Genomic DNA, 24,833 nt, shown 5'->3' on the forward strand with positions numbered 1-24,833 from the left:
TTGGTAGCCTGAGGCATGACCATCACCGAAGCCGACCCCGGCATGTCCTTCGCGCTCAGCAGCGACCAGCGCCTGATCGTCGATCACGTCCGCGACTACGTCCGCGCGGAGATCGCCCCGCACGCCGCCGCCTTCGACCGCAGCGGCGAGTACCCCCGCGAGCAGCTGCGCGGGCTCGCCGACCTGGGCCTGATGGGCGCCACCATCCCCGAACAGTGGGGCGGCGCGGGCCTCGACTCGGTCACGTACGCGCTGTGCCTGGAAGAGATCGCCGCTGCCGACGCCAGCGTCGCCGTGATCGTCAGCGTGCAGAACGGCCTGCCCGAACAGATGATCCTCCGCTACGGCACCGACGCGCAGCGCGAGCGCTACCTGCGGCCCCTCGCCGCGGGCCAGCACATCGGCGCGTTCTGCCTCACCGAGAGCGGCGCAGGCAGCGACGCCGCCAGCCTCCGCCTCCAGGCCACCCGCGACGGCGACGCCTGGATCCTGAACGGCACGAAGGCCTGGATCACCAGCGGCGGGCAGGCCGACACGTACCTCGTCATGGCCCGCACCGGCGGGCCCGGCGCGCGGGGCGTGTCCTGCTTCATCGTCGAGCATGACACCCCCGGCCTGAGCTTCGGCAAGCCCGAGGAGAAACTCGGCCTGCACGCCAGCCACACCACCACCGTCACCTTCGACGACGTCCGCGTGCCCCAGGACCAGATGGTCGGCGACGAGGGGCAGGGCCTGATCATCGCGCTGGCCAGCCTGGACGCCGGACGCATCGGGATCGCCATGCAGGCCCTCGGGATCGCCCGCGCCGCCATGGAGCACGCCACCCGCTACGCCGCCGAACGGGAACAGTTCGGTAAACCCCTGCGTGAATTCGAGGGCGTGTCGTTCAAGATCGCCCGCATGGCCGCCCGCATCGAGAGCGCCCGCCTGGTCGCGCTGAAAGCCGCTTGGCTCAAGGACCAGGGCCGCCCGTACGGCAAGGAAGCCAGCATCGCCAAACTTCTGGCCAGCGAGGCCGCCGTGGACGTCACGCGGGACGCCATCCAGATCTTCGGCGGCAACGGCTACAGCCGCGAGTACCCCGTCGAGCGCCTGTACCGCGACGCGAAAGTCACCGAGATCTACGAGGGCACCAGCGAGATCCAGCAACTCGTGATCAGCCGCGCGGTCTTCAACGAACTCACCTGACCAGGACAGGTGGAGGGAGGGGCTGGGTTCCACAGGTTCCCCCCTCTGCCCGTCACTGCCGGGTGTACGACCGGTCCCCCGGATACAGGTGCTTCTTCGAGCGGTCCCAGAAGAATGCGACGGTCCGGGTCACGGTCCCGGCCCAGTCCCGCAGGTCCATCGTGTAGCCATCAAAGCGGTCCGTCCCACTTCGCGTGGGGTCACCGCCCACGGCAGCACCGGTCGTCTGGGTGGCGCCCGTGTCGAAGTTGCCGTACACCGCGTTCCCCCACTCAGGACGTAGGTGCCGTCCGGCCGGAACGCGTACGTGATGCGGGTGGTGGCGGTCGCGCCGAACATCAGCGTCCCTGACGTGTACGCCGAGAAGAACTCATACGTCCCACTGAGCTTCTCGGCGACGCCGCCCGCGCGCTTCACCTTGAGCGCCGACCCCCTGCGTCGCCACTGCCCCCTCATCTTCGGTTCGCCCTTCATGGACGCCGCGACGTTCAACTCGGTCGGGTTCCAGCGCAGATTGAAGTACGCGCGCCCGGCCTTCAGGCCCTGTCCCGGCACCACGCGGTAGAGGTTGAAGATCCGCGCCTCCTCTGCCCGCGCGCGGCGCTCCGGCTCTACCGGGGATACGCCGACCGGTGAGCCCGCCGAGGTGCAGACCGTCTGTGTGGTGTCCGCCTGCGCCCCGAAAGTCTACTGACCGTACAGCATCTGGCGGCCACGGCCGTCCGCGACCGCCCGGAAGAAGTTGAACACCGTCATGTTCACGCTGAGCCGGTCGTACGATCCGGGCGCGACGATCCATGCCTCCAGCTGGTCGCTGTCCCGGTCGGCCCTGGCCCGCATTGTCCCGGTGACCCGGTCGAACGTGTAGGTCCCCGCCTGATCCTTGAGGGCGTATGCCGACCCGCTGCGGTTCCTGACCGTGGCCCGGATGGCGCGCACACCACCATCCCCGTACAGGTTCAGTGTGTAGCGGTACTCCAAGACGAGCGTGTCGTCCTCGTCGGTGTCCCGGCGACTGCACTGAAACGCGCCGGGTGTCAGGGGGCCGCCGACTCTGAATGGCGCCTGCCCACCCGCCGAACTCAGAAGGCTCAGGACGGACGGCGGAACGGTGACAAGCCCGTTCCCGTGATGAACGGCCCACCATCCCCACTCACCGGTGGTGCCGTCTGGGGTGCGGGCGCCGTCACCGGGACGCCCTGGCGCGGGCCAGACGTGCGCTGGTCATCCGCCGGGTACAGCTGAGCGAGGTTCGCGTAGGCCGTCAGGTGCGCCTGGATGGCGCGGCAGTCGTCGCGTGGGGAGGAACTGTCCGCGTCAAGGGCAGCCTCGGTCTGGGCACGGCGCGCCTCGGCCAGACCGCGCAGGTGGGGCAGCATGTCGGGCGCGGTCGCCCTGAGGTACGCCTCCAGCTGCGGGACTCCTGAAGCTGCCTGCCACGCCGCGAAGCTCCGCTCGATCACCGTTCGGTCGTCGGGCGACCGCTTCAGGCACCAGTCGCGGATCGTGCCCCCCACCAGCGCCGCACCATACAGGACCGACGCGGACTCCAGAAGGACAGGGTCAGGGATCGTGGAGGCCACCCGGGCGGGCGCTCCACCCGCCAGCGCAGCCGAGAGAAGGACAAGTTGAGCTGGACGAAACGGCATGCAGACCTCACTTGACTGCGGAACTGAACTCGCGGTCACTCGAGCAGTCCCCTGATCGTGGAGACCTCTTCACGTGCCCGCCATCCCCGGCCCGGCGCCCAGCTCGAGAATGGCCGTCATGTTCCGCACGCTGCTCTGGCTGCCCGGCACGCTGCTGGTCGTGGCCGTGCTGCTGGACCTCATCGTCACCTGTATCCAGACGGGCGAGGGGCGACTCAGCCGCGCCGTGCACCAGCCGCTCTACACCCTGCTGCGCCTGACCGCCCGCTGGACCGGACGACGTTCGCTGCTGTCCTGGTCCACGCCGGTCCTGATCACCGGCACCCTGACGGCCTGGACGCTGCTGACCTGGGTGGGCTGGACCCTGATCTTCTGGTCGCAGCCCGGCGCACTCCTCGGCGCGGAGAGCGGGCAGCCCGCCACCCTCATCGCCACGTTCTACTTCGTGGGCTACACCATCAGCACCCTGGGCCTCGGCGAGATCATCGCGCCGCAGCCCTTCTGGCGCGTCATGACGGACGTGGCGGCCATCAACGGCTTCTTCCTGCTGACCTTCGCCATCACGTTCGTCGTCCCGGTCGCGCAGGTCCGCACCGAACGGCGCGAACTGGCCCTGCTACTTCACCGCGCCGGGCCGGGCGCGCAGCAGCTCATCCTGAACGCCACGCACGACCACGACCGGGGCCTGAACAGTCTGGTCGGGGACCTGCACCCCCTCCTGAACCGACTGGACGCCGCGCACCTGAACTCCCCGTACCTGCACCGCTTCCACGACCACGACCGCCAGGACGCGCTGGACCTGCATCTGCCCGCCCTGGGGGAGGCGCTGATGATCATCCAGGGCGCCCTCGCCGGGGACTGCCCGCGCGGTCTGGGGCGCGCCCTGGCCAGCGTGGACAGCCTGAGCCGCACCTTCGAACGCACCCAGGCCCGCCATCCCGTCCTGCGGGCCGGGGAGGTCCCACCCGCGCCTGACCTGCAACCCCTCAGGGACGCCGGACTGGAGCTCCGGTCCGAGGAGGACTTCCAGAAGTACCTGCGGCCGCACGCCGCGCTGCGCGCCCGCCTGCATGCCATGGCCCGCGCCGGAGAGTGGCGCTGGGATCAGGCCGCCACGCCGGTCGCGGACGCCTGACAGGGTGCTCCAGATGCCCAGAGAGGCGAACGGCATGCCTCTCTCCTGCCCGGCTCCACACCCAGGATGTTTAAGAGGATGGCTCTAGTCGCGGGCGTGCCGGTCCACGAACGCCTGACGGGACATGACGGCCAGTTTCGGCACGTGCTGTTTCTGCGGGTCGGACACGCCGTACGCGCGGCGGATCACCCGCGACCACCACGTCAGCCGCTGCCGGTGCGCGGGCGGCAGGTCCACCACCGTGAACCCGTACAGGCCCAGCACGTCCGAGAAGATGCTGATGCTGAACACTGCCGGGAACGTGTTCAGGTCCGGGTCGTCCCGCAGCGCCCGCGCGAGGTCCCGCACGGACGCCGTCACGATGCGCCGTCCCGCCACGGGCCGCTCCGCCAGCTCGGTCAGGCGGGCGCTGTCCAGGTGGAATTCCACCAGCCGCTCCCCCCGCTGCACGCGCCCCCCGTCCCGCAGGTCCTGATCGGCCAGCGGGTACGGGGCCACGCCCGCCCGGAAGAGGCTGCTGGCCCGGTTCCCCACCCGCCGGATGCGCCCCACGCGGTCGTACCAGACGTCCACCTCCTGAAGCAGGGTGGCGGGCAGGTCCCGGAGTCGTTCCGGCCTCAGGCCCCGCAGGTCCCTGAGGGGCAGCACCTCGAACTCCCGGGCCTTCAGGTCCGCCAGGACCGACGGGAGGCGACCGGCCAGCCCGGCGTCCGTGCCCGGCAGGTGGAGCAGCGCCCCGGGCCGGACGCCGCTCAGGTCCCCGGTGACGGTCAGGCCACCCTGCCCCGCCAGGACCCGCGAGCCCGACGTGAACGCCACCAGCCAGCGCCACAGCGGGGGCCGCGCGCCGACACTCTGGCCCGCCGTCTGACCATCCCCCCGACCCGGCGCGAAGACCGCCACGTCATGCCCCCGCTGCGAGATCTCACGGGTCAGCTCCTCCGGGGAGCCGGTCTGGGCCGTCTTCAGCGCGAACGTCGCCCGGACGTCTGCCGCCGCCAGGGCGTCCAGCAGCAGTGGAGTGACCACCGGATGCGGACCGCCCTCGAAGATGAGGCCCAGGCCCGCCTGCGCGGACCGCGCCCGCCGCACCGCTCCCAGCCCCGACCAGCGCCACGCCCCCACGGCGGCAAGCAGGACGGCAGGGACCAGCATGGTTCGGCGGTTCACGCGCCCACTCTACCCGGCTGCCCGCCCGTCAGGGCATCGCGGGCAGCAGCCCGGACCAGCGGGCGAGGCGTTCCCGCTCGCCCGCATCCGTGATCGTCAGGCCATCCAGGTCCAGGCGCGTGAAGGCCGGATGGTCCGGCGTCCACGGTGTCCAAGCCGTCCCTGGACGGCCCGTGTGGATGAACTGCGCCCACGCCCCCTGCATCGCGTCTGCCAGTTGGGCGCGCGCCGTCCCCTGCCCGCCGCGGATCACGCCGGACGACAGTCCCATCGGGCGGGGCCACAGGAATAGCAGTTCCATGCCGTGCGCGGCGCCCAGGTCGAAAAACCGCGTGCCCCAGTCGAAGCGGTAGCGGAACGCCCCCGCCGGGTGCGCGGCCAGCAGCGCGTCGTTCGCCGCGTGGAAGAACAGGTCCGTCCCCAGCGCCACCAGCCCGTCCGGCTCGTCCGGGTATGCGGCCAGCACCTCACGGGCCCGCACCTCTCCGGCGTGTCCGGTCAGGACGCGGGCCAGCAGCGGGCGGTCCGTGCGGGGAAACACCCGGTCCGGCAGTTTCACGAACAGCGCGTACTCATCGCGGTTCGCTCCGGCCAGCAGCGGCACCGGCGCGGCCGGGCGGGCCAGCAGTTCAGGCACGCTGCCCGGCAGTACAGTCCCGTCCAGCGTGGGGCGCGAGTTCAGGCGCCGGGCCCGCACGCGTTCCAGCGTGTGCAGGCTCCGCACGAACGCCGAGGCCGGCAGGGACCACAGCCGGTCCCGGGTGGCGGCCGTGACGCCCAGCGCCCGCGCGTACTCCCCGGCGAGGTCCACGCTGTTCTCCCGCGTGGACAGTTGGTTTACGCCGCCACTCTGCACGACCGCTCCCGAGAGCAGCCCCCGCGTAGCCGGGTCCCGCAGGAGCAGGTTCACCGTCACCGCGCCCGCCGATTCCCCCGCGACCGTCACGCGCGCCGGGTCCCCGCCGAACACCGCGACGTTCCGCTGCACCCACGCCAGCGCGGAGCGCTGATCCAGGTACCCGGCGTTCACCGCAAAACGGTCGTCATGAAACAACCCCGCGAAATCCGCGTACCCCAGCGGTCCCAGCCGCGAGTTCACCGTCACGACCACCACGCCCCGGCGCGCCGCGTACTCCCGCCCGTCGTACAGGCGCCCGCTCCCGGCGCGGTACGCCCCCCCGTGGAACCACACGAGCACCGGATGCGGGCCCGGCGTGACTGGCGCCCAGACGTTCACGACCAGACTGCCCTCCCGCGAGGGTTGCAGCGTCACTGACGGATCAAGGGGCTGCAGCACGTCCGGCGCGAAGCGCGTGGCGTCCCGCACGCCGAACCAGCCCCCGTGCGGCCGAGGCAGAGCGAACCGCAGCGGACCAGCCGCTTCAGCCGCATACGGCACGCCCAGCCACGCCAGCGCCACGTCCGCACCGACTGATACCGCGCGTCCCCGCACGGCGCCGGACTCGGTGGTGCGAATCAGCCGGTCAGACACTGAGCTGCACGATCAGGCGTTCCAGCGCCACCCCGGCGTCCAGGCCGCGCTTCATGGCGAGGTCCGCGTCCAGGATGCGGCCCAGGTGCGTGCGGATCTTCGCCTCGTTCAGGCGCCGCGCGACCTCCAGCGCCTTCTTCGCCGGGTACGGCTTGACCCCCAGCCGCTGCGCCGCCACCTGTTCCGTGATTCGTCCGCCCTCCTGCTGCAGCGCCACGCAGCGGGCCACCAGCGAATACTGCCACACGACCGCCCCCATCAGTTTGAAGGGGTCCTCGCCGCTGGCCATCAGGCGCCGCAGCTGCGTGACGGCCTCGCCCGGACGGCCCGTGGTCGCGGCCCCCAGCATCGCGAAACTGTCCCCCGGCGGTTCCCGCCCCACGACCCGCTGCACCGCGTCACGCGTGAACGGTCCGTCCAGCAGCGCCAGCTTGTTCAGTTCACCCGCGATCCCCGCGAGGTCCGCGCCGAACACCTCCGCGAGGTACAGACTCGCGTCGCGGTCCAGGGCCAGTTTCGCCTTCTTCGCCCGACCCGCGACCCACCCGGCCACGTCCCCGGTCTTCGCGGGCGCCGGGGACGGGACGACCTCGCCCCGGGCCTCGTACACCTTCAGGCGCGTCGCGGGCGGCGACTCGTCCAGCACCGCGACCGTCACCGCCGCGCCCGCCAGCAGTTCCAGCAGCGCCTTGTCGGGTTTCACGCCCTCCAGGTCCACGATCACGCCCCCGTCCCCGAACAGACCGGGGCTGAGGTGCGGCCCCAGCGCGTCCGCCGTCACGTCCTCGTCCGCCACGCGCGCCAGCGCCCGGGCGTCCAGGCCACGGGCGCGCAGCGTGTCGCGCAGCGTCTCGTCCGCCAGGAAGCGGTTCCCGGTGAACGCGATCAGCGGCATTCGCCCGCCCAGGCCGTCAGGTCCGGCAGCGCCTCCAGGCCCATGGCCTCGCGCGCCGCGCTGACGTCCGCGTACAGCGCCGGGGCCGACGCGGGCCGCTGCGCCCGGTCGCGGGTCAGGCAGCGCGTCAGGACGTCGTGCAGCTCGGCCGGTCCGGGCAGCGGCGCGCGGCACTCGTTGAGCCCGGACAGCCACCCGAACGCGTCCTCGAAGGGAGGAGCGCCGGCCAGACAGTCGAACAGCAGCACGCCCACCGAGTACAGGTCGCTGCGTGGATCACCCCGCACCCCCAGAAACTGCTCGGGCGCCATGAAGTGCGGCGTGCCCATCCGGGTGCCCTGGTGAATGTCCAGCGGCAGCCGGGCCGAGTGGCTCATGCCGAAATCGATCACGCGCACCGCCGCGAAGGTCGCGTCTCCGCCCGCCAGGATGACGTTCTCCGGCTTGAGGTCCTGGTGGGTCACGCCGCAGGCATGCAGCGCCGCGACCGCCGCCAGTACGCCCCCTGCCACCTCGGTCGCCTCATCGGCGCCCAGGGCGCCGGTGTCCAGCCGTTCACGCAGGGTCACGCCCGGCACGAACGGATAGATCAGGGTGTCGTGAAAGCAGCGCAGCGGCGAGACCACCAGCCGGTGCCGGACGGACGCCGCCACGCGGCCCTCATGCTCGAACCGCGCGCGGGAGTCCGGCCGGTCGAACACCAGGGTCTTCGCGAACACTGGCCGCCCGGCCCACCGCGCCGATTCGCAGCGGACGCCGCCCCGCTCGCTCAGAAGCTGCCAGTCGGTCAGATCAGGCGGCGTGGAGGTGGTCAGGTCCGGCACATCAGTCACTGCCGTAAAGTGTTTCACATTCCACCCCCGCCGGTGAGCAGACCACGACAATCGGACTGCGGAGCGCTGGCCGCCCAGGTCACCGGCGGCCTTCCAGAACGCGGAAAAACACGACCACCTGCCGCGCCACGTCCGCCGTGAACCGGTTGCCGCCCAGATGCCCTCCCGTCAGGCGGACCAGCCCACCCACGTCCGGATCCGCGGCCTCCAGCCACAGGGCCTCGCCGTTGCGGGCGAACGGCACGGTCCGGTCATCCGGACTGCCGAACACCAGCAGCGGCCGCCGACCCCAGGTGCGCGCCAGCCACGCCGGGTTCAGGTCCTCCGGCGGGTCGCTCAGACCGTACGCCGACATGATCTCCTCGCGGCGCGACAGGGCCGATCCCCACGCCACGCGCAGATCCACCCACCCGTCGATGAGGGCCACGCCCTCCACCGGGTACGGCGCGCCCGGCAGCGCCGACCGCAGCGCCATCAGGCCCCCCATGCTCAGGCCCAGCGCGTAGGTCCGGCCACTCCACCCGAACAGCTCGGTCGCCCGGGCATGCACCTCCCCCAGCCCTGCCAGACCCGCCGGACTGCCCCAACTGGTCGGCCCGCCATCCCCGGACAGCAGCACCGCGAAACCCGCGTGGATCAGTGCGGCCGTCAGGACCGCCACGCTCGCGCTGTCCCGCAGGTGCGCCGCCGACTGCCCCCGCGGGTGCGACACCACCACCAGCGCGCACGACGACCCGCACGCCCGCGGCACGCGCAGCAGCGACAGCGCCTCACCAGACCCGACCGGAACCCACGTGCCCGTCGGCACGGACCGGCGCGCTGGCGCCTCCATCCCGGGAACGACCGTGACCGGCGGCACGAGCACCATCGCCTGCGCGCCGGACCACAGCAGTCCTGCCAACCATGCCACCTGCAATCCCCTCACCGCGCGGCACTGTAGCGCCCGGCGGGCCCAGGCGTCGGAGAACGCCCTCACCGCCCGAACAGCCAGGTGCTCAAGCGGGTGTTCAGCAGCGCGCGGCCCAGCAGTGCCGGCAGGCCCAGCGCCAGGAAGAAATAGCCCAGCATCGTCAGGGCCACCTGCCACGGGTCGCCGTCCGGGGCGTCCCAGCGTTCCAGCGCCTGCAGCAGCGCCGGATGGATCAGGTACACCTGCAGGCTGACGGTGCCCAGCAGCGCCACGGTCTGCCGCACCGTGGACGCGCTGCGCTGCACCCGGAACGCCAGCCCCAGCAGCGTTAGCGCCATCAGGCTGGTGTACACCCACGACAGGCCCGAGTACACGATCGGCGTGACCCGCTCGCCGCGCGCATACGCCAGTGCCTCGGGCAGGTAGAGGCTGAACGCCAGTGTCAGGACCGGCAGCAGCACCCAGCGCCTGCGCCGCCACCACGCCGGGAACTCGTCCAGGCGCGCCCCCACCGCGACGCCCAGCGTGATGGGCAGCATGTACCACAGCACCGTGCTCGCCGGGAACGGCAGGCGCAGCACCTCCCGGTTCAGCAGGTACAACCCCAGCTGCAACGCCGCGCCGAACAGCAGCGCCCCCGTGATGCTGGGCTTCCTGCGCGCCAGGGGCAGCATCAGCGGCAGCACGACGTACACCTCCAGCGCCACCAGCAGGAAGTACAGATGGTAACTGGCCTTCCCGTACAGCAGCCAGTCGCGCCAGCGGGCCGGGTCGGTCAGGGATTCCGGCACGCGCTGGTCCGTCCACACGTACCACAGGGCGTACAGCACGCTCCACAGCAGGTACGGCCACCCGCCGCGCGTCAGGCGCCGCCAGAAGTACCGCCGCGGCTCGAAGCGCTTCAGGAGGCTGCGGGTCAGCACCACGGCCGACAGGAACACGAAGGCGGGCACCGCGAAGTGCAGCGTGCGGTTCAGCATCAGCGTGTACAGGTGCGCCGTCGAGGCCGGATCGAGGTACCGCAGCATCACCCCAGTCGAGTGGTGCGCGACGACCTCGATGATCGTCAGGCCCCGGAACATGTCGATGGCCGTCAGGTTCCGGCCTGGCGCGGGCACCGGGACCGGAGCGGGTGAACCGTCCGGCACAGCTGGAGCGGGTGAAACAGGGTCAGCGTCCTTCACAATCTCTCAGGCTACCCCAGCGCCATCAAGAACTCGTGAACGTCGTTTAGCCGCGCCCACGCACCTCGAAGCCCTCGCCTTGGAGGATCGCGGCGGCACTCGCGACGTCCTCCGGAGTTTCCAGACCCAGGCGGATAGCGCCGCCGTCCTCGCGGATCGCCAGGACCTCGATGTCCTTGATGTTCACGCCCGCCGCGCCCAGCGCCTGCGTCACCGCCCCGATCTGGTTCGGCTTGTCCGGCACCGCCACGACCAGATCGTGCCGCTGCGGCAGCAGGCTCCGGCGCACGATCGGCAGGCTGTCGCGCGTGCGCTTGCCCTCGCGCGCGGCTTCCAGCAGTTCATCCGGCTCGTCCAGGTCCGCTTCCAGGCGTTCCAGCTGCCGGCGGAAGCGGGTCAGCGCCTCGCGCAGCGCGCCCTTGTTCTCCACGACCATGTCGCGGCTCATCCGGGGGTCCCCGCTCGCCACGCGCGTCAGGTCGCGGAAGCCACCCGCCGCGAGCAGGCTGAGTCGTTCGTCCCGCGCGACCATGTGCGTCAGCGCCAGACTGGCGAGGTAAGGCAGGTGACTGATCGTGGCGACCAGCGCGTCGTGCGCGTCCGGCGGCATCACGACCGGCGCCGCCCCCAGTTGCTCCACCAGCGTCCGGGCCTTGCTCAGGGCTGTCAGCGGCGTGTGGTCCGTCGGGGTCAGCACCCACACGGCGTTCTCCAGCAGCGCCGCGCGGGCGTGCGTCACGCCGCCCCGCTCACTGCCCGCCATGGGGTGCCCCGCCACGAAATGCCGCACGCCCAGCCGCTCCATCTCGGCGGCGATCCCGCCCTTCACGCTGCCCACGTCCGTCACCAGTGCCGACGGGTTCAGGAACGGCGCCAGCTCGCGCGCCAGCGGCGCCAGCGCTCGCATCGGCGCGGCCAGCACCACCAGATCCGCGCCGCGCAGCCACTCGCCGGGGGCGGCGCGGACCTCGTCCACGACGCCCAGCGCCTCGGCCTCGCGCAGCACCTCGGGGCTGGCGTCCAGGCCAATCACGCGCCGCGCCAGCAAGCGCTGTCGCAGCCCCAGCGCGACACTCCCGCCGATCAACCCCACGCCCGCCACCACGGCGGTCTCGAACAGCGGGCCAGGGGCGGACGGTGAAGCGGCACTCATGACGCGGAGGCTAGCACGCCCCCGCCAGCCCGCCGATCCGCCTGCTTAACGTCCCCGGCACACGGACGCCGCGCCGCCCACGTTCGCTACGCTGTCCCGGTGCCCGGTCCCGAAGTCCTGCTGTACGGCCTGCCCCTTGCGTTCCTCGCGGGGTTCATCGACGCGGTCGCCGGGGGCGGCGGCACCATCACCCTCCCCACCCTGTTCTTCATGGGCCTCAGCCCCGCGCAGGTCGTCGCCACGAACAAACTCCTGGCGATCTTCGGGTCCGGCAGCGCCACCGTGCAGTACTGGCGCAAGGGGCACGTCGACCGGCCCCTCGTCCTGCGGCTGATCCCTCTGGCCCTGCTGGGCAGCGCCATCGGCGCCTATCTCGTTCACTTCGTGAACCCCGACGCGTTCCGCACCCTGGTCGGCGTGGTCATCCTCGGCGTCGGTGCCCTCGTGCTGGCGAACAAATCCTTCGGGCTGGAGGACCGCTACCCTGGCCTGACCGCCCGCACGCTGGCCCTCACCCTGCCCGGCACGTTCATCATCGGGATGTACGACGGCTTCCTCGGACCCGGTACCGGCACCTTCGCCATGTTCCTGTTCGCCCTCGCCGGTTTCAACCTCGTGCGCGCTAGCGGCAACGCCCGCACCCTGAACTTCGCCACGAACCTCGGCGCGTTCCTGTTCTTCCTGATCGGCGGGCAGATGGTCTGGTGGATCGGCCTGCCCATGGGCCTCGCCAACGCCCTCGGCGCTGCCCTGGGCGCGCGCATGGCGATGCTGCGCGGCAGCGCCTTCGTGAAATGGATGTACGGCCTGATCGTCCTGCTCGTCAGCGCCCGGCTGTTCCTGCGCTGACCCCGTCCTCCCGCGCAGCTGCCTCGGCTCCCCGCGCGCGGTGCCCGTCGATCTCGCGCTGCAGGAAGAAGTTCAGCAGCGTCCGCAGCGCCGCAATGGCCGCCAGCTTCCCGATGTCGTCCCACGACGGCGCGATCGCCGTGCGCAGGATGTCCGCCGCCAGCGTGAACTCCAGCGCCACCGCCAGCCAGCGGCCCAACTCCAGCCGCAGGGACTCCTTCTGCGCGTCCGGCTGACCCGAGGGCCGCACGAACGCCACCAGCGCCCGGATCAGCGCCAGCAGCGCCGCCAGCGCGATGATCAGGGCCGCCGCGACCTCCACCCCGGTCGCCACGATCTCCGTCCAGCCCTTCACCAGCTCCAGCATTCACCCAGCGTGCCACGCGCCGCGCGACCCCGGCGGGCGAGATCAAGAATCGGTGGAGGGTTGCCCCAGCGACCGCACCGCCCGCGTGTATGCCGCCCGCTCGAACACGAACGGCCCGAACCCCTCATACGACCAGAACGGCGTCGGTGGGCGCTGCGGGTTCAGGGGATCGGCCTCTGGCTTTGCCCGGTAGGGCTGCTGGAAGTCGAGCCAGCGAACCGCCTGCCCATCCATCTCGATGCGGGCCAGCAGCGGCCAGCATCCGGGCTCGCCGCACTCACAGATCAGCACGGTGACCCGGTCACCCTCGGCCTGGAGGTTCCTCCCCTGCGGCTCACCCAGCCACGCCGTCTGAATCTCAGGTGCGCACCAGGCGGGCAGTCCGGCGTAACTGCCCGCCAGGGACCGTTCTCCGGTCGCCTGCGCAGCCACGTCCTCCCAGCGGCGCACGAGTTCCAAGAGGGGCGTGCCGTTCACGAGGACCAGCACCGTATCCTCCTCGCCGTCCCACGATTCCCACCTGAGTTCCAGCGTGTCGAAGGTCATGCGGTCAGAGGGTCAGGGCCAGCTCGACCGCTTCGCGCAGGCCGCCCTCGTCCACGTGCGCGACACGGTAGCGGCTGGCGGCGACAGCGGGCGCGTCGGCGTTCCCCATGGCGACCGGGTGCCCCACGACGCGCAGCGCGGTGACGTCGTTCTCGCCGTCGCCGACCATCATCACGCGGTCCATGGTCAGCCCGTACTGTTCCGCAACGCGCTGCACGGCGGTGCCCTTGCTGACCCCGGCGCGCGTGACGCTGATGAACATGGCGTCCGGCATGACCGGGCTGCCCGCCGGGTGCAGGTCCATGCCGGGGTGCGGTTCGGCGACGACCGTGCCTTCCTCGGCGCGGGGCACGACCCACTGCGCGCGGACGACCGTGCCGTCCAGACTGCCGGGCGTGCGCGCGTCGTACGGGACGCCCAGCAGCGCCGCGTGCCGCTCGGCGAGATCGCCGGGTTTCGTGATGGCGAATTCCAGGTCGGTGTAGACCTCCAGCAGGCGGTCCGTCTGCGCGGCGCGGTCGATCAGGAGGTTCAGGCCATCCTCGGGAATCGCCTCGGACAGGCTAGCGCCACTGCCGACGTTCACGATGCTCGCGCCGTTCTGGAAGACGTGCCAGCCGTCCGGGTCGAGCCGCTCGGCGTACGCGCGGGCGTTGCCGATGGCGGGGCGGCCGCTGCACAGCGCGATCCGCATGCCGCGCGCGCGGGCGTCGGCCAGCGCGGCCCACACGTCGTCCCGCACGAGGTTCCCGGTGCCCACCAGGGTGCCGTCCACATCCACACAGATCAGTCCAAGCATCCGGGCATCATAGGCCGCGCCTGTCAGGGGGGTGCCGGGTCGTGCAGGTTTCCTTCAGCGGGCGGCGGGCGTGGGAGGCGTCCAGACGCCCTCGCGTTCCACGGTCGCGCAGCCGCCCACGTGGACCTTCGTAACGCGCTGCCCGTCGAGTTCCAGTTCCACCTCGACCTCGCCGGGCGTGCCCAGCGCGTGCCCCTGGTACACGAGGCCGCAGGCGCGCTCGCCCCGCACCGGCAGGCGGCCCTGACTGGCCAGCAGCGCCATCAGCGCGCCGCCCGCGCTGCCAGTCACGGGGTCCTCGGGGATGCCCAGGGCAGGCGCGAAGTCCCGCGCGGCGAAGCGGTTCACGCCCATCGGCGCGTACGCGTAGATGCTGCCCACGCCCAGCGCGTCGCTCAGGGCGTGGATGCGGGTCAGGTCCGGTTCCAGTCCGTCGAGGATCACGGCGTCCAGCAGCGGCACGAACACGCTCCAGAGGCCCGTGCTCGCTGCGGCCAGTGGTAGGCCGCGGTGGATCATGCGGTGGTCGATGCCCAGCGCCTCGGCGAGGTTGGCGCGCAGCGTGGCGGGCACGTCGCGGTAGGTGGGGGAGGGTTGACGCATCCACACGCGGCGCGGCACGCCGGCCTCGGTGTGCAGGCGCAGCGGGACGCGCCCGACCAGCGTGTCGAGGTGGAGGTCCTGCCCGTCGGGCCACTGCCCGGCCTGCGCCAGTGTGAAGCCCAGGGCGATGGTGGCGTGCCCGCAGAAGTCGACCTCCTGGGTGGGCGTGAAGTACCGGACGCGCGCGATGGTGCCCTCGCGGCGGGTGATGAACACGGTCTCGGGGGCGCCCAGCATCTCGGCGAGCGCCTGCATGTCCTGCCGGGAGAGGTGCGCGGCGTCCAGCACCACGCCCGCCCGGTTGCCGTGTCCGGGCGTCTCGGTGAAGGCACTGACCTCGCTGTAGGCGATCATTCCGGCATTTTACCGCAGAAGGCGGTTGTTGAAGGGACAAAAATTTCACACGCTGGATTTATCGTGAAACTATTCACTTACGTGCGATATCCCTTGTGTGGATCGAGATCAGGAACATCACAGGCGGGCACGGAGGACACCGCGCGCCACCTTCCCCAGCGGCGTCCTCGGCAGCGGACCCAGCACCCACCGCACGGGCCGCAGGCGACGCGGCCACCGTGACAGCGCGAAGGCATGCAGAGCGGCCTCGTTCACGTCACCCTCCACGAACGCCACCGGCCGCTGCCCGTACTCCGCGCACGGTACCGGCAGGACCGCGCACGCCACCACCCCAGGCACGTCCAGCAGCGCCGCCTCCAGCTGAGCAGGCCACACGTTCTCCCCACCGATCACCATCAGGTCGTCCGCGCGCCCCCGCAGGGTCAGCCGCCCCGAGGTGTCCAGCACGCCCAGGTCACCGGTCGGGTGCCAGCCCCGACGCAGTAGCCCGCTCGCCAGCACCCGCCCGTCCGGCGCGACCCGCACGGACACGCCCGGCAGGGGCCGACCCACCGACCCAGGCGCGGCGCGCAGGTCCGCCGGGATCGCCAGGGTCAGCACGCCCAGTTCCGTGCTGCCGAACGCATTGAACAGCACGTCCCCCAGCCGCGCGCGGGTCGCGGCCGTCAGCTCCGGTGACAGCGGCGCCGACCCGCTCAGCACCACCCGCAGCCGGTGCGCATTCCCCGGTACGGCCAGCAGACGGTGCAGGACCGTGGGGACAACGGCCAGCACCTCCGCCCCCGTGGAGTCCAGCGTGGCCCAGATCGCTTCCGGTGACGCCCCGGCCCGCAGGTGCAGCGGCGCTCCCACCCCCAGCGCCAGGGCCAGGGTCGCCAGTCCGTGACCGTGCCACAGCGGCAGCGGCAACACGACCGGCGCGTCCCGGTGTGGCTGCAGCGCGTCCAGCAGCGCCCCCGCGACCCGCAGCGCCGCCACGGGCCGCACGGCCGACCGGACCAGCCGGGGCGCCCCGGAACTCCCCGACGTCAGGAGCACCGGACGTCCCGCACGCGGCGGCAACCAACCTCCCCGACCGGCCACCCGTGGGGAGGAGGGTGGTGGGGGAGACGCCAGCCCCACCCCCTCCTGACCCGGCGCGAGCGGCACGACCCGCCAGCCCAGCCGCAGGCCTGCCAGCAGGTCCACCACGAACGCCACCTGCCTGCCCGCTGCCTCCAGTCCGACGAGGGTCCCCGGCGGGTGCGCGCCCCGCCACGCCCGCGCCCGTTCCTGCACCCGCGCGTGCAGCTCGGCGTAGGTCAGGCGTTCCGTCCCGTCCGACAGGGCCAGCCGCTCCGGGCCGAGCCGGGCCTGCCACGCCACCACGCCCGCCAGGGTCGGCCCCTCGCAAGCCATGCAGCGCAGCAGGGACAGGACGGCCCACGCGGGTCGCTCGCCCAGCGCGCCCGTCGCCCGGACCGCCGCCCAGGCCTGCCTCACCGTCGGCGCTCCAAGTGGGCCTCGACCCGCTCCGCCCACGCCAGTCCGCGCGTCAGGAGACCCGGACACACGATGCCCGCGACCTCCACGCCCGGCAGCCACCACGGCGCGACCCGCACCACCCGCCGCACGAACGGCAGCGTGACCACCTCGGCCGCCTCGGCGGCACTCAGCGCGGGCAGGAACCGGTACGCGCGGGTCGGGGCGATCATCGGCGTGCGCACCAGCGGCAGGTACACCGACGCGCCCCGCACCCCCGGCCACTCCGCGACCGCCGCCTGCAGCCACAGGTCGAATGCCGCCTTGCTGCCCTGATACGCCCCCCAGCGCGGCGCGCCCACGTGCCGCGCGGACACGCTCGATACGTTCACCACCACGCATTCCGCACCCAGCGCCGGGCGCAGCGCCAGCAGCAGTCGCGCCGGACCCGTCACGTTGACCGCCAGCAGCCGCTCCAGATCCGCCCTCGGGGCGCCGTCCAGCGCCCGCCGCCGCACCGACCGTCCCGCGTTGCTCACCACGCCCGCCAGGACCGGCGCGACCGACCGCACCACCTCCGCCGCGAGGTCCACCGACGCCGGGTCGCTCAGGTCCGCCGGGATCACCACCGCCCGACCCCCCGCCGCCTCGACCCGGGCGGCCACCACGCGCAGCCGCTCCTCACGCCGCGCCAGCAGCAGCACCGTCGCCCCGGCCGTGCCCAGCCGCAGCGCCGTCGCCTCGCCCACCCCGGACGACGCACCGGTCACCAGCACCGCCCGGCCCCCCACCGCCCCGCGCAGGGCACTCAGGTCACGGCAGGCAGGCGGGGACAGCAGGGCGCGGCGCACGGGCGCATCGTCCCACACACCGCCCCGGTGCGGCGCGCAAAGTGACCGGGCTGGTCAAGTCCACCGGCCTATGCGGTCAGTTCACGGTGCCCTGAGCACTCGGGTACGAGCCGATGATCTTCGCGTAACTGGCCTTGCGTAGCACCCCGGCGAGCGCCTGGGCGACTTTCGGGTCGCGGGCGTCGCCCTCGATGTCCACGTACATCAGGTAACTCCAGGCGCGGTCGCGGCGGGGGCGGCTCTCGATGCGGGACAGGTTCAGGCCGCGCAGTTCGTTCAGCGTCTCGACGAGGAACCCCGGCGTGTGGCGCACGGCGAACACGAGGCTGGTCTTGTGCGGCGCGTCCGACGGGGCGGGCTCGTGCCGCGCGAGGATCATGAAGCGGGTGTAGTTGAACGGTTCGTCCTCGATGTTCCGCTGGAGGATGTTCAGCCCGTACAGCTGCGCGGCGCGTTCGCTGGCGATCGCGGCGAGGTCCCGTTCGCCGCTCTGCGCGAGGTTCTTCGCGCTGCCCGCCGTGTCGTGCGCGGCGACCGGCTGCCAGCCGTGCTTGCGGATCAGGTCCGTGCACTGGTCCAGCGCGGGTTGCTGGCTGGCGACCCGGCGGATGTCACCGAGGTCCACGCCGGGCAGCGCCATCAGGCAGTGTGACACCCTCACCACCACCTCGCCCACGACATGCAGGTCCGTCTCGCTCAGGAGGTCGATGCTCTGGTGGATGGCGCCCATCAGGCTGTTCTCGACCGGCAGCACGCCGTACTCGGCTTCACCCGTCTCGACGGCGCGGGCCACCTCGTGGAAGGTCGGGTACCCGCGCGTCTCGGCGTACCCGGCCACGGCGTTCAGCGCGGCGATCTCGCCGTACGAGCCGGGATTCCCCTGAAACGCCACCACGCCGGAGGTGAGGACGGGCACGGCAGCGGTCGCGGGGGCAGGATCACTCATGCGCGCCACGCTACCGCACCGCGTCCCAGTCCACGCCGCCCGGACTTAGACGTGATTACAGTGGAGGGCGTGACCCTGCAACCCGACCCGATCCTGGACCTCGACGCCGTGGCCCTGGCCGCCGCCACCCGCCGCGGCGACCTGACGTGCAGCGAGGTGACCCGCACGTACCTGAGTCGCCTGACCGCCCTGAACGGCCGCCTGCGCGCCGTGATCACCGTGAACCCCGAGGCGCAGGCCGACGCGGACCGCCTGGACGCCGTCAGTGCCGAGCGGCGCGGCCCGCTGCACGGCGTGCCCATGCTCATCAAGGACAACATCGACGTGGCGGGGCTGCCCACCACCGCCGGAAGTGCCCTGCTGGCGGGGCACGTTCCCGACGCGGACGCCCCGCTGGTCACGCGGCTGCGCAACGCTGGGGCCGTGATCCTCGGCAAGGCGAACATGACCGAATGGGCGAACTTCATGACGCTCGCCATGCCGAACGGGTACTCCAGCGCCGGCGGGCAGACCGTGAACCCCTGGGGGGACGACGTGGACACCGGCGGCAGCAGCAGCGGCAGCGGCGTGGCGGTCGCCGCGCGCCTGTGCGCCGCCGCGATCGGCACGGAAACCAGCGGCAGCATCGTCAGCCCGGCGCACCAGAACGGCGTGATCGGCGTGAAACCCACCCTGGGCCTCGTGCCCCGCACCGGGATCGTTCCCATCAGCCACAGTCAGGACACCGCCGGACCCATCACCCGCAGCGTCCGCGACGCGGCCCTGATCCTGACCGTCATCGGCGGACCGGACGACCGGGACGACGCGACCCGCCGCCTGCCCGTCCCCGACCTGAACGTCCTGCCTGACGTGCTGCGCGGCGCGCACCTCGGCATCATCCGCGACGAGACGGGCGTCACCCCGGCGGAATCCGCGGCGCTCGACCACCTGACCGCAGCGCTGCTCGACGGGGGTGGCGTCCTTCATGACGTGACCTTCCCCAGCCGCGCCGACCTGAACACGCACGGCTGGAGCCTCGAGGTGCTGGAACACGAGTTCAAGGGCGACCTGAACGCCTACCTGCGGGGCGTCACCAGCGGCCCCCGCACCCTCCAGGCGGTCATCGACGCGAACGACGCCGACCCCGAACGCCTCCTGCGGTACGGGCAGACCCTCCTCCACGCCGCGCAGGGCACCCGCGGCGACGGGACCGAGCCCGCCTACCGCGAGGCGCGCACGCGCGACCTGCGCCTGACCCGCACCCGCGGCTTCGACCCGCTGTTCGCGCAGGGCCTCGACCTGATCATCTTCCCCGGCATTCACGGCTACGGCCTGGCCGCCAAGGCTGGGTATCCGAGCCTCGCGCTTCCCGTCACCGCGCCCGGCTCGACCCGACCCGGCGGCGTGCTGCTCGTCGCGCCCGCCGGGGGAGAGGGCCGCCTGCTGTCCCTGGCCGCCGACCTGAACCGCCTGCTGGGCGGGGTGCGCTTCCCGGAACTCTAAGTGGGTACCAATGGGGACACCTGACCCGGGCCGCGTTGAGGAGCCCCTTCAGTGCGGGGCGGGCAACCGCTGCGTGTGTCGGAGGTGTCCCTCAGGGTTCCCTTTCCCCGTCCGCTGCCGCTTACTTCTGCACGTCGATGTGAATCACGCCGTCCTGCAACCTCGCAATCTCCGGGAGGGGCTGATCGTCGCGGTGGCGCATGTTGCTCAGGCTGCTGCCTTCGGGCGCGCGGGCCACGGCGTCTCCGATGCGGATCTGCGTGCTGGCGATGGGCCGCGCCCACACGATCGCGTCGGCGTGGCCGCCCAGGCCCGCGTGCGCCACGCCGCGCAGTGCGCCCACCACGATCACGTCCCCACCCGCCAGGATCTCCGCCCCCGGGTTGACGTCGCCCAGCACGATCACGCTGCCGGGGTACTCGCGGTGGAACCCGGCCCGCAGGGTGTGCGGGACGATCTCCGTCCGGGCCGGGAGTGAAGGCGCCGGCGTCGCAATCTCGGGCACGGGGGCCGGCGTGGGCACACTCACGCGCGGCGCCCGCACGCGGCCCGGCGTGCCCCCGGCGGCCCGGATCGCGTGCAGGGCCGCCTCGATCGCCTCCGGGTCGGCGTCGCCCTGCAATTCGACGGTGACGGCACTGGCCAGCAGGTCGGTGCGGACGCTCAGGGCGTCCTGCACACTGCTGCCGGTGTCGCCGGGTTCGATCAGGAGGTTCAGGCCGCCCAGGGTGCCGCGCAACTTCATGAGGATCACTCTAGCGTGACGCTCATGCTCGGGCGCGAGTGCCTCCCATGCTGGGCTGGGATGGTGTACCATGCGTCTCATGCTTTGCAAGGAGACCTCCTTTGGTGCAGCTTGATTCCGGCGCGGTCGTGGAGGGCCGCGTAACGCGCGTGACCGATTTCGGCGCGTTCATCCAGTTCGAGAACGGCGAGACGGGCCTGGTGCACATCTCGCAGATCGCGCACTCTTTCGTCCGGAACATCCACGACCACGTCCGCGAGGGCGAGAACGTGGAAGTGAAGGTTCTGGGCCGGGACGAACGCGGTCGCCTCGACCTCTCCATCAAGGAACTTCTCGAAGAACCTGAGGAAGTCCCCCGTCCCCGCGCGATCGGTCGCCAGAGCCCGCAGTTCGAGGCCAAGCTCCGTTCGTTCATGCGTGACGCCAAGGAACGCACCCACGGTGGTGGGGGCGGCGGCGGTGGCAGCGCGGCGAAGAAGCCCGCCGGGAAGCGCAAGCGCTGACCAGCACCCTCACGAGAGCGGCACCCGGATTCCAACCCCGGGTGCCGCTCCTCTTGCTGGTCAGTTCAGCCCGTCGAATCCCAGCCCGTCGAACAGGCCGCTCAGCGGGTACTGCGCCAGGGCAGTACGGGTGCCGCCGACGCTGAAACCCTCGCTGCCCAGCATGCGCCGCTCCATCGCCTCGCGTTCCTCGGGGCTCATGCGGCCCAGGATGCTCTGCTCGCCCATCTGCGTGCCGTGGGCCATCAGGGCCGCCTTCTTGTTCGCGGCGTACGCGCTGACGTCCAGGTTCACGGCCAGGGTGGTCGGGTCGACCCCATAGACCAGCGGATCGAGGTCCTGCCCCATGCGCGCCAGTCCCTGCGCGGCCTCGGTGGTCAGCGCCGTGTAGTACAGCCGCTGCGGCCCGCCATACGGGAGGTGCCCGGTGCTGAAGAACGCGGCGACAGTCGCGCGGTGCATCTGCAGGTGGTCGACGTGCCCATAGCCGCCGTGCGGGTCGAACGTGACGATCACCTGCGGCTGCACGTCCTCGATCAGCGCGCGGAGCTTGACCTCGACGTCCAGCGGGTTCACGTTCATCAACGCCTCCGGGTCGTCGTGGCGGGTGCGCTCGTAGCGGCCGGAGTCGTGGTAGTCGAGGAACACGGGTGCGCCGATCTCCAGCGCCTCGCACGCGGCGCGCAGTTCCTGTTCCCGCTGCGCGCCCAGGTCGTTCACGGTCATGCCGGGCACCGTGATCTTCCCGGCCTCGCCGCGCGTGGCGCACGCCAGGACGACCCTCACCCCCTGACGGGCGTAGTGGGTGAGGGTGCCGCCCACGCTGAACGCTTCATCGTCAGGGTGGGCAAAGACGGCCAGCAGGGTCGGGGTGCTCATGGTGGCCCACTCTACGCCCCGCGCGCCCGCGGACCGTGGCGTGCGTTCCCAACCGGCAACTTCACCGGGCAGGGCCAAGTACCGGACGGCATGTCCTCCGGGCGCACGGCCCTAGATCTCCTGCTCGGACAGCCGGTGCCCGGCGCGGACCCGGCAGCCCGGGCTCGGGCGGCGCAGCGACGGGAGCGGCTGGTCCGGGTGCGTCCGGCCACGCTGGGCTCGCTGCTCGTCACGGCGCTGCGCGAGATCTCTCTGGCGCTGCTGGGTCAGCCCTCGCCTTCCTCGGCCCGCAGGCGCAGGCCACGTCGGTAGAAGTCCCAGCAGGCGTCCGGCCAGGTGTCCAGGATCAGCGCCCGGTTCACGGCGTCTGCGGCGTGCAGCGCGTCGCCCAGCGCGCGGTAGAAGCGGCTGCCCTGCTCCTGCATGGCGCGCGCGGTCCAGTACACCTCGCTGGCGCGGAGTTCCTGTCTCTGTTCTGGCGTGATCATCGCCCTTCATCGTAGTCAGGGTGGGGCTGACGCGCGGCGGGGGCCGCGTCTGCTACGCTCCCGGGCATATGGCACGCGTGGCAGCGATCACTTCGGAGAAGGGCGGCGTGGGCAAGAGCACCCTGGCCGTGCACCTGGCGGGCGCGGCGCACGCGCAGGGCCAGAATGTCCTGCTGGTGGACGAGGACGGCCGGGTGGGCAGCAGCCTCCGCTGGGCGCAGCGGGCCGGGGCGCTGCCGTTCCCGGTCGTCGCGGCGGACGACGTGAAGCCCAAGAAACTCGCGGCGTTCGACCTCGTCGTGATCGACACCGAGGGCCGTCCGCGTCGCAAGGATCTTCGGCAGCTGGCCGAGCGGGCCGACCTGATCCTGGTGCCCAGCGGCGTGAGTCCGCTGGAGGTGGACGCCACGCGCGAACTGCTGGACTTCCTGACGGAGGAAGGTGCGGCGCGGCAGTCCCGGGTGATCCTGACGCGGGTGCCCCCCGTCGGTCACGCGGCCGAGGTGCTGCGCGAGGACCTGCGCGAGGGGGGCGTGACGGTGTGCAACACGCTGGTCCGGTCGTACCTGGCGTACCAGCGCGCTGCGGAACTGGGCGTCCTGGCGCGGGACGTGCGTGATCCTCGCGCCATGGCCGCGTGGGCGGACATCGAGACCCTGTCGCGCGAGTTGTGGTGAGCGTGGGACGATTCGACTACCTGAAGAAGGCGGACCGGGCCGCGAAGAAGGGCAACGTGCTGAAGTCGGCGCCCGCCCCGGACGAGTCCCGCACGGGCGGCACGGAGCGGCTGGAGGCGGTGTACCTCCGCAAGGAAACCGTGCGGGCGGTGTGGCGGCAGGTACGGGACGATGGCGGCGAGAGCGTCAGCGAACTGGTCGAGGACCTGCTGCTGGCGTGGCTCAGGGAGCGGCAGCGTCCTTGACGTTCACCCTGCCGACGTGGTGGCCGCGGGTGCTGGGCCTGCTGCTGACCCTGTGGGTGACGCTGCCGGGCGTGGTGCGCCCTGGCGAGCCGGGCTTCCTGGGGAATGTGAACCTGATCTTCCACGAGGCCGGGCACGTCCTGCTGATGTGGGCGGGGGAGGTCGTGATGCTGCTGGGCGGGAGCGTGTTCCAGCTGCTCGTGCCCGCCGCGTGCATCGGGGTGTTCCTGGCGCGCGGTGAGCGCTTCGCGGCGGGGCTGGTGACGCTGTGGCTGGCGCATTCCCTGTCCGGCGTGTCGGCGTACGTCGCGGACGCGCCGCTCCGTGAACTGCCGCTGATCACGGGTGACCCGGACACGCACGACTGGTGGCAACTCTTCACTATCTGGGACGCGCTGGATGCCGCGCCGGGTCTGGGCCGCTTCCTGCACGCCCTGGCCCTGGGTGCGGTGGTGGTGGGCATCTTCGTGGCCCTGTGGGACGACCTGAAGGAAAGAGAGTGACCGATGCCGTGGTGGGCCGCTTCGCGCCCAGTCCCACCGGGGCGATGCACCTGGGCAACGCCCGCACCGCGCTACTGGCGTGGCTGCACTCCCGCGCGCACGGTGGACGGCACCTGCTGCGATTCGAGGATCTGGACACCGGGCGGGTGCGCGGCTGGGCGTTCGACGTGACCCGCGCCGACCTGGAGTGGCTGGGCCTCGACTGGGACGAGGAGGTCATCCAGTCGAAGCGGCTGGATGTGTACCGCGCGGCCGCCGAGCGGTTGGACACCTACCCCTGCACCTGCACCCGCAAGGAGGTGCAGGCGGCCATTCAGGACAGCGCGGGCGCCCCGCACGGCGCGGAACCGGTGTACCCCGGTACCTGCCGCGCGGGCAGCCTGAACCCGGAGCGTCCGGCGGCGCTGCGCTGGCGCGTGCCCGACGAGGTGGTCTGCGCCCATGACGAATGGCGCGGCGAGACGCTGTGTCAGCACCTCCCGGCCGAGGTGGGCGACCTTGTGCTGCGGCGCAATGACGGGGTGTTCGCGTATCACCTCGCGGTGGTGGTGGACGACGCAGCGGCGGGCGTGACGGACGTGTTGCGCGGTGAGGACCTGTGGACAGCCACGCCCCGGCAGGTGGCACTGCAAAGGGCATTGGGTCTGTCCACGCCCCGTTACTGGCACGTGCCGCTGATGCTGGATTTCCGGGGTGAACGATTGGCGAAACGCGGCGGCGCGCCGCCCGTGCAGGTGCTCCGTGACGCCGGGGACGCGCCGGGCCGGGTGCTGTCGGAACTGGCGCGCAGCCTGGGCTGGGCCGTCCCGGACGAGGTGAGTGCCACGGAGTTGCTGCCGCTGTGGCTGGCTGAACTTGAGCGGATTGAAATTAGGGCGCGTGATCACAAACTTAGATGACTTGTCTAAGTTTGCCTAACGCCCGTT

Annotated in this window: 30 protein-coding genes; 10 read left to right on the top strand and 20 right to left on the bottom strand. The window is 71.9% G+C overall.

The genetic code is table 11. The features are described 5' to 3' along the window. Nucleotides 1–15 precede the first annotated feature (15 nt). Nucleotides 16–1,188, top strand: coding sequence for an acyl-CoA dehydrogenase (locus IEY69_RS04115; RefSeq protein WP_308425438.1), 1,173 nt, complete (start codon nucleotides 16–18; stop codon nucleotides 1,186–1,188). 52 nt (nucleotides 1,189–1,240) lie between these two features. Here the strand turns inward: IEY69_RS04115 and IEY69_RS04120 are convergent, their stop codons facing one another. Further along, on the bottom strand, nucleotides 1,241–1,447 hold the full coding sequence (locus IEY69_RS04120) for a hypothetical protein (protein ID WP_189071835.1): 207 nt from the start codon (nucleotides 1,445–1,447) through the stop codon (nucleotides 1,241–1,243). A gap of 24 nt (nucleotides 1,448–1,471) precedes the next feature. On the opposite strand from IEY69_RS04120, the gene IEY69_RS04125 reads away from it, so the two are divergent. Then, a complete protein-coding gene (locus IEY69_RS04125; protein WP_189071836.1) occupies nucleotides 1,472–1,753 on the top strand; it encodes a hypothetical protein in 282 nt (93 codons plus the stop codon). A gap of 122 nt (nucleotides 1,754–1,875) precedes the next feature. Here the strand turns inward: IEY69_RS04125 and IEY69_RS04130 are convergent, their stop codons facing one another. Beyond that, on the bottom strand, nucleotides 1,876–2,169 hold the full coding sequence (locus tag IEY69_RS04130) for a hypothetical protein (RefSeq protein WP_189071837.1): 294 nt from the start codon (nucleotides 2,167–2,169) through the stop codon (nucleotides 1,876–1,878). A gap of 110 nt (nucleotides 2,170–2,279) precedes the next feature. Continuing rightward, the gene (locus IEY69_RS04135; RefSeq protein ID WP_189071838.1) at nucleotides 2,280–2,705 is read right to left on the bottom strand and encodes a hypothetical protein; all 426 of its coding nucleotides are present in this window, start codon (nucleotides 2,703–2,705) and stop codon (nucleotides 2,280–2,282) included. 250 nt (nucleotides 2,706–2,955) lie between these two features. Here IEY69_RS04135 and IEY69_RS04140 point away from each other — a divergent pair, with 250 nt between their 5' ends. Further along, nucleotides 2,956–3,972 (top strand): potassium channel family protein, encoded by a 1,017-nt coding sequence (locus IEY69_RS04140; protein ID WP_189071839.1) that lies wholly within the window; start codon nucleotides 2,956–2,958, stop codon nucleotides 3,970–3,972. 84 nt (nucleotides 3,973–4,056) lie between these two features. Here the strand turns inward: IEY69_RS04140 and IEY69_RS04145 are convergent, their stop codons facing one another. The 7 genes from IEY69_RS04145 to IEY69_RS04175 form a co-directional block, all read right to left on the bottom strand. Beyond that, complete coding sequence (locus IEY69_RS04145; RefSeq protein WP_189071840.1) at nucleotides 4,057–5,142, bottom strand: YkoP family protein; 1,086 nt, start codon at nucleotides 5,140–5,142, stop codon at nucleotides 4,057–4,059. Nucleotides 5,143–5,170: 28 nt separating this feature from the next. Next, nucleotides 5,171–6,634 carry a carboxylesterase/lipase family protein gene (locus IEY69_RS04150; protein WP_189071841.1) on the bottom strand — a complete coding sequence of 488 codons (1,464 nt, stop codon included), beginning with the start codon at nucleotides 6,632–6,634 and terminating at the stop codon, nucleotides 5,171–5,173. Beyond that, nucleotides 6,627–7,529, bottom strand: a complete 903-nt coding sequence (holA, locus tag IEY69_RS04155) for a DNA polymerase III subunit delta (RefSeq protein WP_189071842.1) — start codon at nucleotides 7,527–7,529, stop codon at nucleotides 6,627–6,629. Before holA ends, IEY69_RS04150 begins: the two co-directional genes overlap by 8 nt. Continuing rightward, nucleotides 7,520–8,362: a serine/threonine-protein kinase gene (locus tag IEY69_RS04160; RefSeq protein WP_229783621.1), complete on the bottom strand. Its 843-nt coding sequence runs from the start codon at nucleotides 8,360–8,362 to the stop codon at nucleotides 7,520–7,522. Before IEY69_RS04160 ends, holA begins: the two co-directional genes overlap by 10 nt. Before the next feature lie 79 nt (nucleotides 8,363–8,441). Beyond that, complete coding sequence (locus tag IEY69_RS04165) at nucleotides 8,442–9,263, bottom strand: alpha/beta hydrolase family protein (RefSeq protein WP_229783622.1); 822 nt, start codon at nucleotides 9,261–9,263, stop codon at nucleotides 8,442–8,444. 71 nt (nucleotides 9,264–9,334) lie between these two features. Further along, complete coding sequence (locus IEY69_RS04170) at nucleotides 9,335–10,354, bottom strand: acyltransferase (RefSeq protein ID WP_189072364.1); 1,020 nt, start codon at nucleotides 10,352–10,354, stop codon at nucleotides 9,335–9,337. A gap of 148 nt (nucleotides 10,355–10,502) precedes the next feature. Next, nucleotides 10,503–11,609 (bottom strand): prephenate dehydrogenase, encoded by a 1,107-nt coding sequence (locus IEY69_RS04175; RefSeq protein WP_189071843.1) that lies wholly within the window; start codon nucleotides 11,607–11,609, stop codon nucleotides 10,503–10,505. Between the two features lie 99 nt (nucleotides 11,610–11,708). Between IEY69_RS04175 and IEY69_RS04180 the strand changes: the two genes are divergently transcribed. Continuing rightward, nucleotides 11,709–12,458 (top strand): TSUP family transporter, encoded by a 750-nt coding sequence (locus tag IEY69_RS04180; protein ID WP_189071844.1) that lies wholly within the window; start codon nucleotides 11,709–11,711, stop codon nucleotides 12,456–12,458. Here the strand turns inward: IEY69_RS04180 and IEY69_RS04185 are convergent. From IEY69_RS04185 to IEY69_RS04215, 7 genes are all read right to left on the bottom strand, one after another. Further along, complete coding sequence (locus tag IEY69_RS04185) at nucleotides 12,433–12,825, bottom strand: DUF1622 domain-containing protein (RefSeq protein WP_189071845.1); 393 nt, start codon at nucleotides 12,823–12,825, stop codon at nucleotides 12,433–12,435. The two genes, IEY69_RS04180 and IEY69_RS04185, sit on opposite strands and share 26 nt — an antisense overlap. Before the next feature lie 42 nt (nucleotides 12,826–12,867). Then, the gene (locus IEY69_RS04190; RefSeq protein WP_189071846.1) at nucleotides 12,868–13,371 is read right to left on the bottom strand and encodes a hypothetical protein; all 504 of its coding nucleotides are present in this window, start codon (nucleotides 13,369–13,371) and stop codon (nucleotides 12,868–12,870) included. Between the two features lie 4 nt (nucleotides 13,372–13,375). Continuing rightward, on the bottom strand, nucleotides 13,376–14,170 hold the full coding sequence (locus tag IEY69_RS04195) for a Cof-type HAD-IIB family hydrolase (RefSeq protein WP_189071847.1): 795 nt from the start codon (nucleotides 14,168–14,170) through the stop codon (nucleotides 13,376–13,378). 54 nt (nucleotides 14,171–14,224) lie between these two features. Continuing rightward, nucleotides 14,225–15,127, bottom strand: coding sequence for a PhzF family phenazine biosynthesis isomerase (locus IEY69_RS04200; RefSeq protein ID WP_189071848.1), 903 nt, complete (start codon nucleotides 15,125–15,127; stop codon nucleotides 14,225–14,227). A 117-nt stretch (nucleotides 15,128–15,244) separates the two neighbouring features. Next, nucleotides 15,245–16,609: a class I adenylate-forming enzyme family protein gene (locus IEY69_RS04205; protein ID WP_189071849.1), complete on the bottom strand. Its 1,365-nt coding sequence runs from the start codon at nucleotides 16,607–16,609 to the stop codon at nucleotides 15,245–15,247. Further along, nucleotides 16,606–17,439: an SDR family NAD(P)-dependent oxidoreductase gene (locus IEY69_RS04210; protein ID WP_229783624.1), complete on the bottom strand. Its 834-nt coding sequence runs from the start codon at nucleotides 17,437–17,439 to the stop codon at nucleotides 16,606–16,608. Before IEY69_RS04210 ends, IEY69_RS04205 begins: the two co-directional genes overlap by 4 nt. 76 nt (nucleotides 17,440–17,515) lie before the next feature. Next, nucleotides 17,516–18,385 (bottom strand): prephenate dehydratase, encoded by an 870-nt coding sequence (locus IEY69_RS04215; protein ID WP_189071851.1) that lies wholly within the window; start codon nucleotides 18,383–18,385, stop codon nucleotides 17,516–17,518. Nucleotides 18,386–18,454: 69 nt separating this feature from the next. Here IEY69_RS04215 and IEY69_RS04220 point away from each other — a divergent pair, with 69 nt between their 5' ends. Then, nucleotides 18,455–19,867 carry an amidase family protein gene (locus tag IEY69_RS04220; RefSeq protein ID WP_189071852.1) on the top strand — a complete coding sequence of 471 codons (1,413 nt, stop codon included), beginning with the start codon at nucleotides 18,455–18,457 and terminating at the stop codon, nucleotides 19,865–19,867. A 121-nt stretch (nucleotides 19,868–19,988) separates the two neighbouring features. On the opposite strand, the gene IEY69_RS04225 is transcribed toward IEY69_RS04220, so the two are convergent. After that, the gene (locus IEY69_RS04225) at nucleotides 19,989–20,612 is read right to left on the bottom strand and encodes a septum site-determining protein MinC (RefSeq protein ID WP_189071853.1); all 624 of its coding nucleotides are present in this window, start codon (nucleotides 20,610–20,612) and stop codon (nucleotides 19,989–19,991) included. A 101-nt stretch (nucleotides 20,613–20,713) separates the two neighbouring features. Between IEY69_RS04225 and IEY69_RS04230 the strand changes: the two genes are divergently transcribed. Next, the gene (locus IEY69_RS04230; RefSeq protein WP_189071854.1) at nucleotides 20,714–21,115 is read left to right on the top strand and encodes a S1 RNA-binding domain-containing protein; all 402 of its coding nucleotides are present in this window, start codon (nucleotides 20,714–20,716) and stop codon (nucleotides 21,113–21,115) included. Nucleotides 21,116–21,175: 60 nt separating this feature from the next. Here IEY69_RS04230 and IEY69_RS04235 read toward each other — a convergent pair whose 3' ends face one another. Together IEY69_RS04235 and IEY69_RS04240 are read right to left on the bottom strand one after the other, a co-directional pair. Then, entirely contained in the window at nucleotides 21,176–21,994 is an 819-nt protein-coding gene (locus IEY69_RS04235; RefSeq protein WP_189071855.1) for a PIG-L deacetylase family protein, read from the bottom strand. Between the two features lie 266 nt (nucleotides 21,995–22,260). Beyond that, nucleotides 22,261–22,482 carry a hypothetical protein gene (locus IEY69_RS04240; protein WP_189071856.1) on the bottom strand — a complete coding sequence of 74 codons (222 nt, stop codon included), beginning with the start codon at nucleotides 22,480–22,482 and terminating at the stop codon, nucleotides 22,261–22,263. Nucleotides 22,483–22,550: 68 nt separating this feature from the next. Here IEY69_RS04240 and IEY69_RS04245 point away from each other — a divergent pair, with 68 nt between their 5' ends. From IEY69_RS04245 to gluQRS, 4 genes are read left to right on the top strand one after another with little or no spacing between them, the layout of a single operon-like run. Next, complete coding sequence (locus tag IEY69_RS04245) at nucleotides 22,551–23,159, top strand: division plane positioning ATPase MipZ (RefSeq protein ID WP_189071857.1); 609 nt, start codon at nucleotides 22,551–22,553, stop codon at nucleotides 23,157–23,159. 2 nt (nucleotides 23,160–23,161) lie between these two features. Continuing rightward, nucleotides 23,162–23,404, top strand: a complete 243-nt coding sequence (locus IEY69_RS04250; RefSeq protein ID WP_189071858.1) for a hypothetical protein — start codon at nucleotides 23,162–23,164, stop codon at nucleotides 23,402–23,404. Then, complete coding sequence (locus tag IEY69_RS04255; protein WP_189071859.1) at nucleotides 23,401–23,907, top strand: hypothetical protein; 507 nt, start codon at nucleotides 23,401–23,403, stop codon at nucleotides 23,905–23,907. The genes IEY69_RS04250 and IEY69_RS04255 overlap by 4 nt, the downstream gene beginning before the upstream one ends. Next, nucleotides 23,904–24,806, top strand: a complete 903-nt coding sequence (gluQRS, locus tag IEY69_RS04260; RefSeq protein WP_268243845.1) for a tRNA glutamyl-Q(34) synthetase GluQRS — start codon at nucleotides 23,904–23,906, stop codon at nucleotides 24,804–24,806. Before IEY69_RS04255 ends, gluQRS begins: the two co-directional genes overlap by 4 nt. The last annotated feature ends 27 nt before the right edge of the window (nucleotides 24,807–24,833 follow it).

Source organism: Deinococcus sedimenti (assembly GCF_014648135.1).
Lineage (GTDB): Bacteria > Deinococcota > Deinococci > Deinococcales > Deinococcaceae > Deinococcus > Deinococcus sedimenti.

Coding starts and splice junctions, on each gene's coding strand:
- IEY69_RS04235 (WP_189071855.1), bottom strand. CDS start 21,994: ATGAGCACCCCGACCCTGCTGGCCGTCTTTGCCCACCCTGACGATGAA.
- IEY69_RS04185 (WP_189071845.1), bottom strand. CDS start 12,825: ATGCTGGAGCTGGTGAAGGGCTGGACGGAGATCGTGGCGACCGGGGTG.
- IEY69_RS04215 (WP_189071851.1), bottom strand. CDS start 18,385: ATGAGTGATCCTGCCCCCGCGACCGCTGCCGTGCCCGTCCTCACCTCC.
- IEY69_RS04245 (WP_189071857.1), top strand. CDS start 22,551: ATGGCACGCGTGGCAGCGATCACTTCGGAGAAGGGCGGCGTGGGCAAG.
- IEY69_RS04195 (WP_189071847.1), bottom strand. CDS start 14,170: ATGCTTGGACTGATCTGTGTGGATGTGGACGGCACCCTGGTGGGCACC.
- IEY69_RS04225 (WP_189071853.1), bottom strand. CDS start 20,612: ATGAAGTTGCGCGGCACCCTGGGCGGCCTGAACCTCCTGATCGAACCC.
- IEY69_RS04190 (WP_189071846.1), bottom strand. CDS start 13,371: ATGACCTTCGACACGCTGGAACTCAGGTGGGAATCGTGGGACGGCGAG.
- IEY69_RS04200 (WP_189071848.1), bottom strand. CDS start 15,127: ATGATCGCCTACAGCGAGGTCAGTGCCTTCACCGAGACGCCCGGACAC.
- holA (WP_189071842.1), bottom strand. CDS start 7,529: ATGCCGCTGATCGCGTTCACCGGGAACCGCTTCCTGGCGGACGAGACG.
- IEY69_RS04240 (WP_189071856.1), bottom strand. CDS start 22,482: ATGATCACGCCAGAACAGAGACAGGAACTCCGCGCCAGCGAGGTGTAC.
- IEY69_RS04115 (WP_308425438.1), top strand. CDS start 16: ATGACCATCACCGAAGCCGACCCCGGCATGTCCTTCGCGCTCAGCAGC.
- IEY69_RS04170 (WP_189072364.1), bottom strand. CDS start 10,354: ATGTTCCGGGGCCTGACGATCATCGAGGTCGTCGCGCACCACTCGACT.
- IEY69_RS04140 (WP_189071839.1), top strand. CDS start 2,956: ATGTTCCGCACGCTGCTCTGGCTGCCCGGCACGCTGCTGGTCGTGGCC.
- IEY69_RS04175 (WP_189071843.1), bottom strand. CDS start 11,609: ATGAGTGCCGCTTCACCGTCCGCCCCTGGCCCGCTGTTCGAGACCGCC.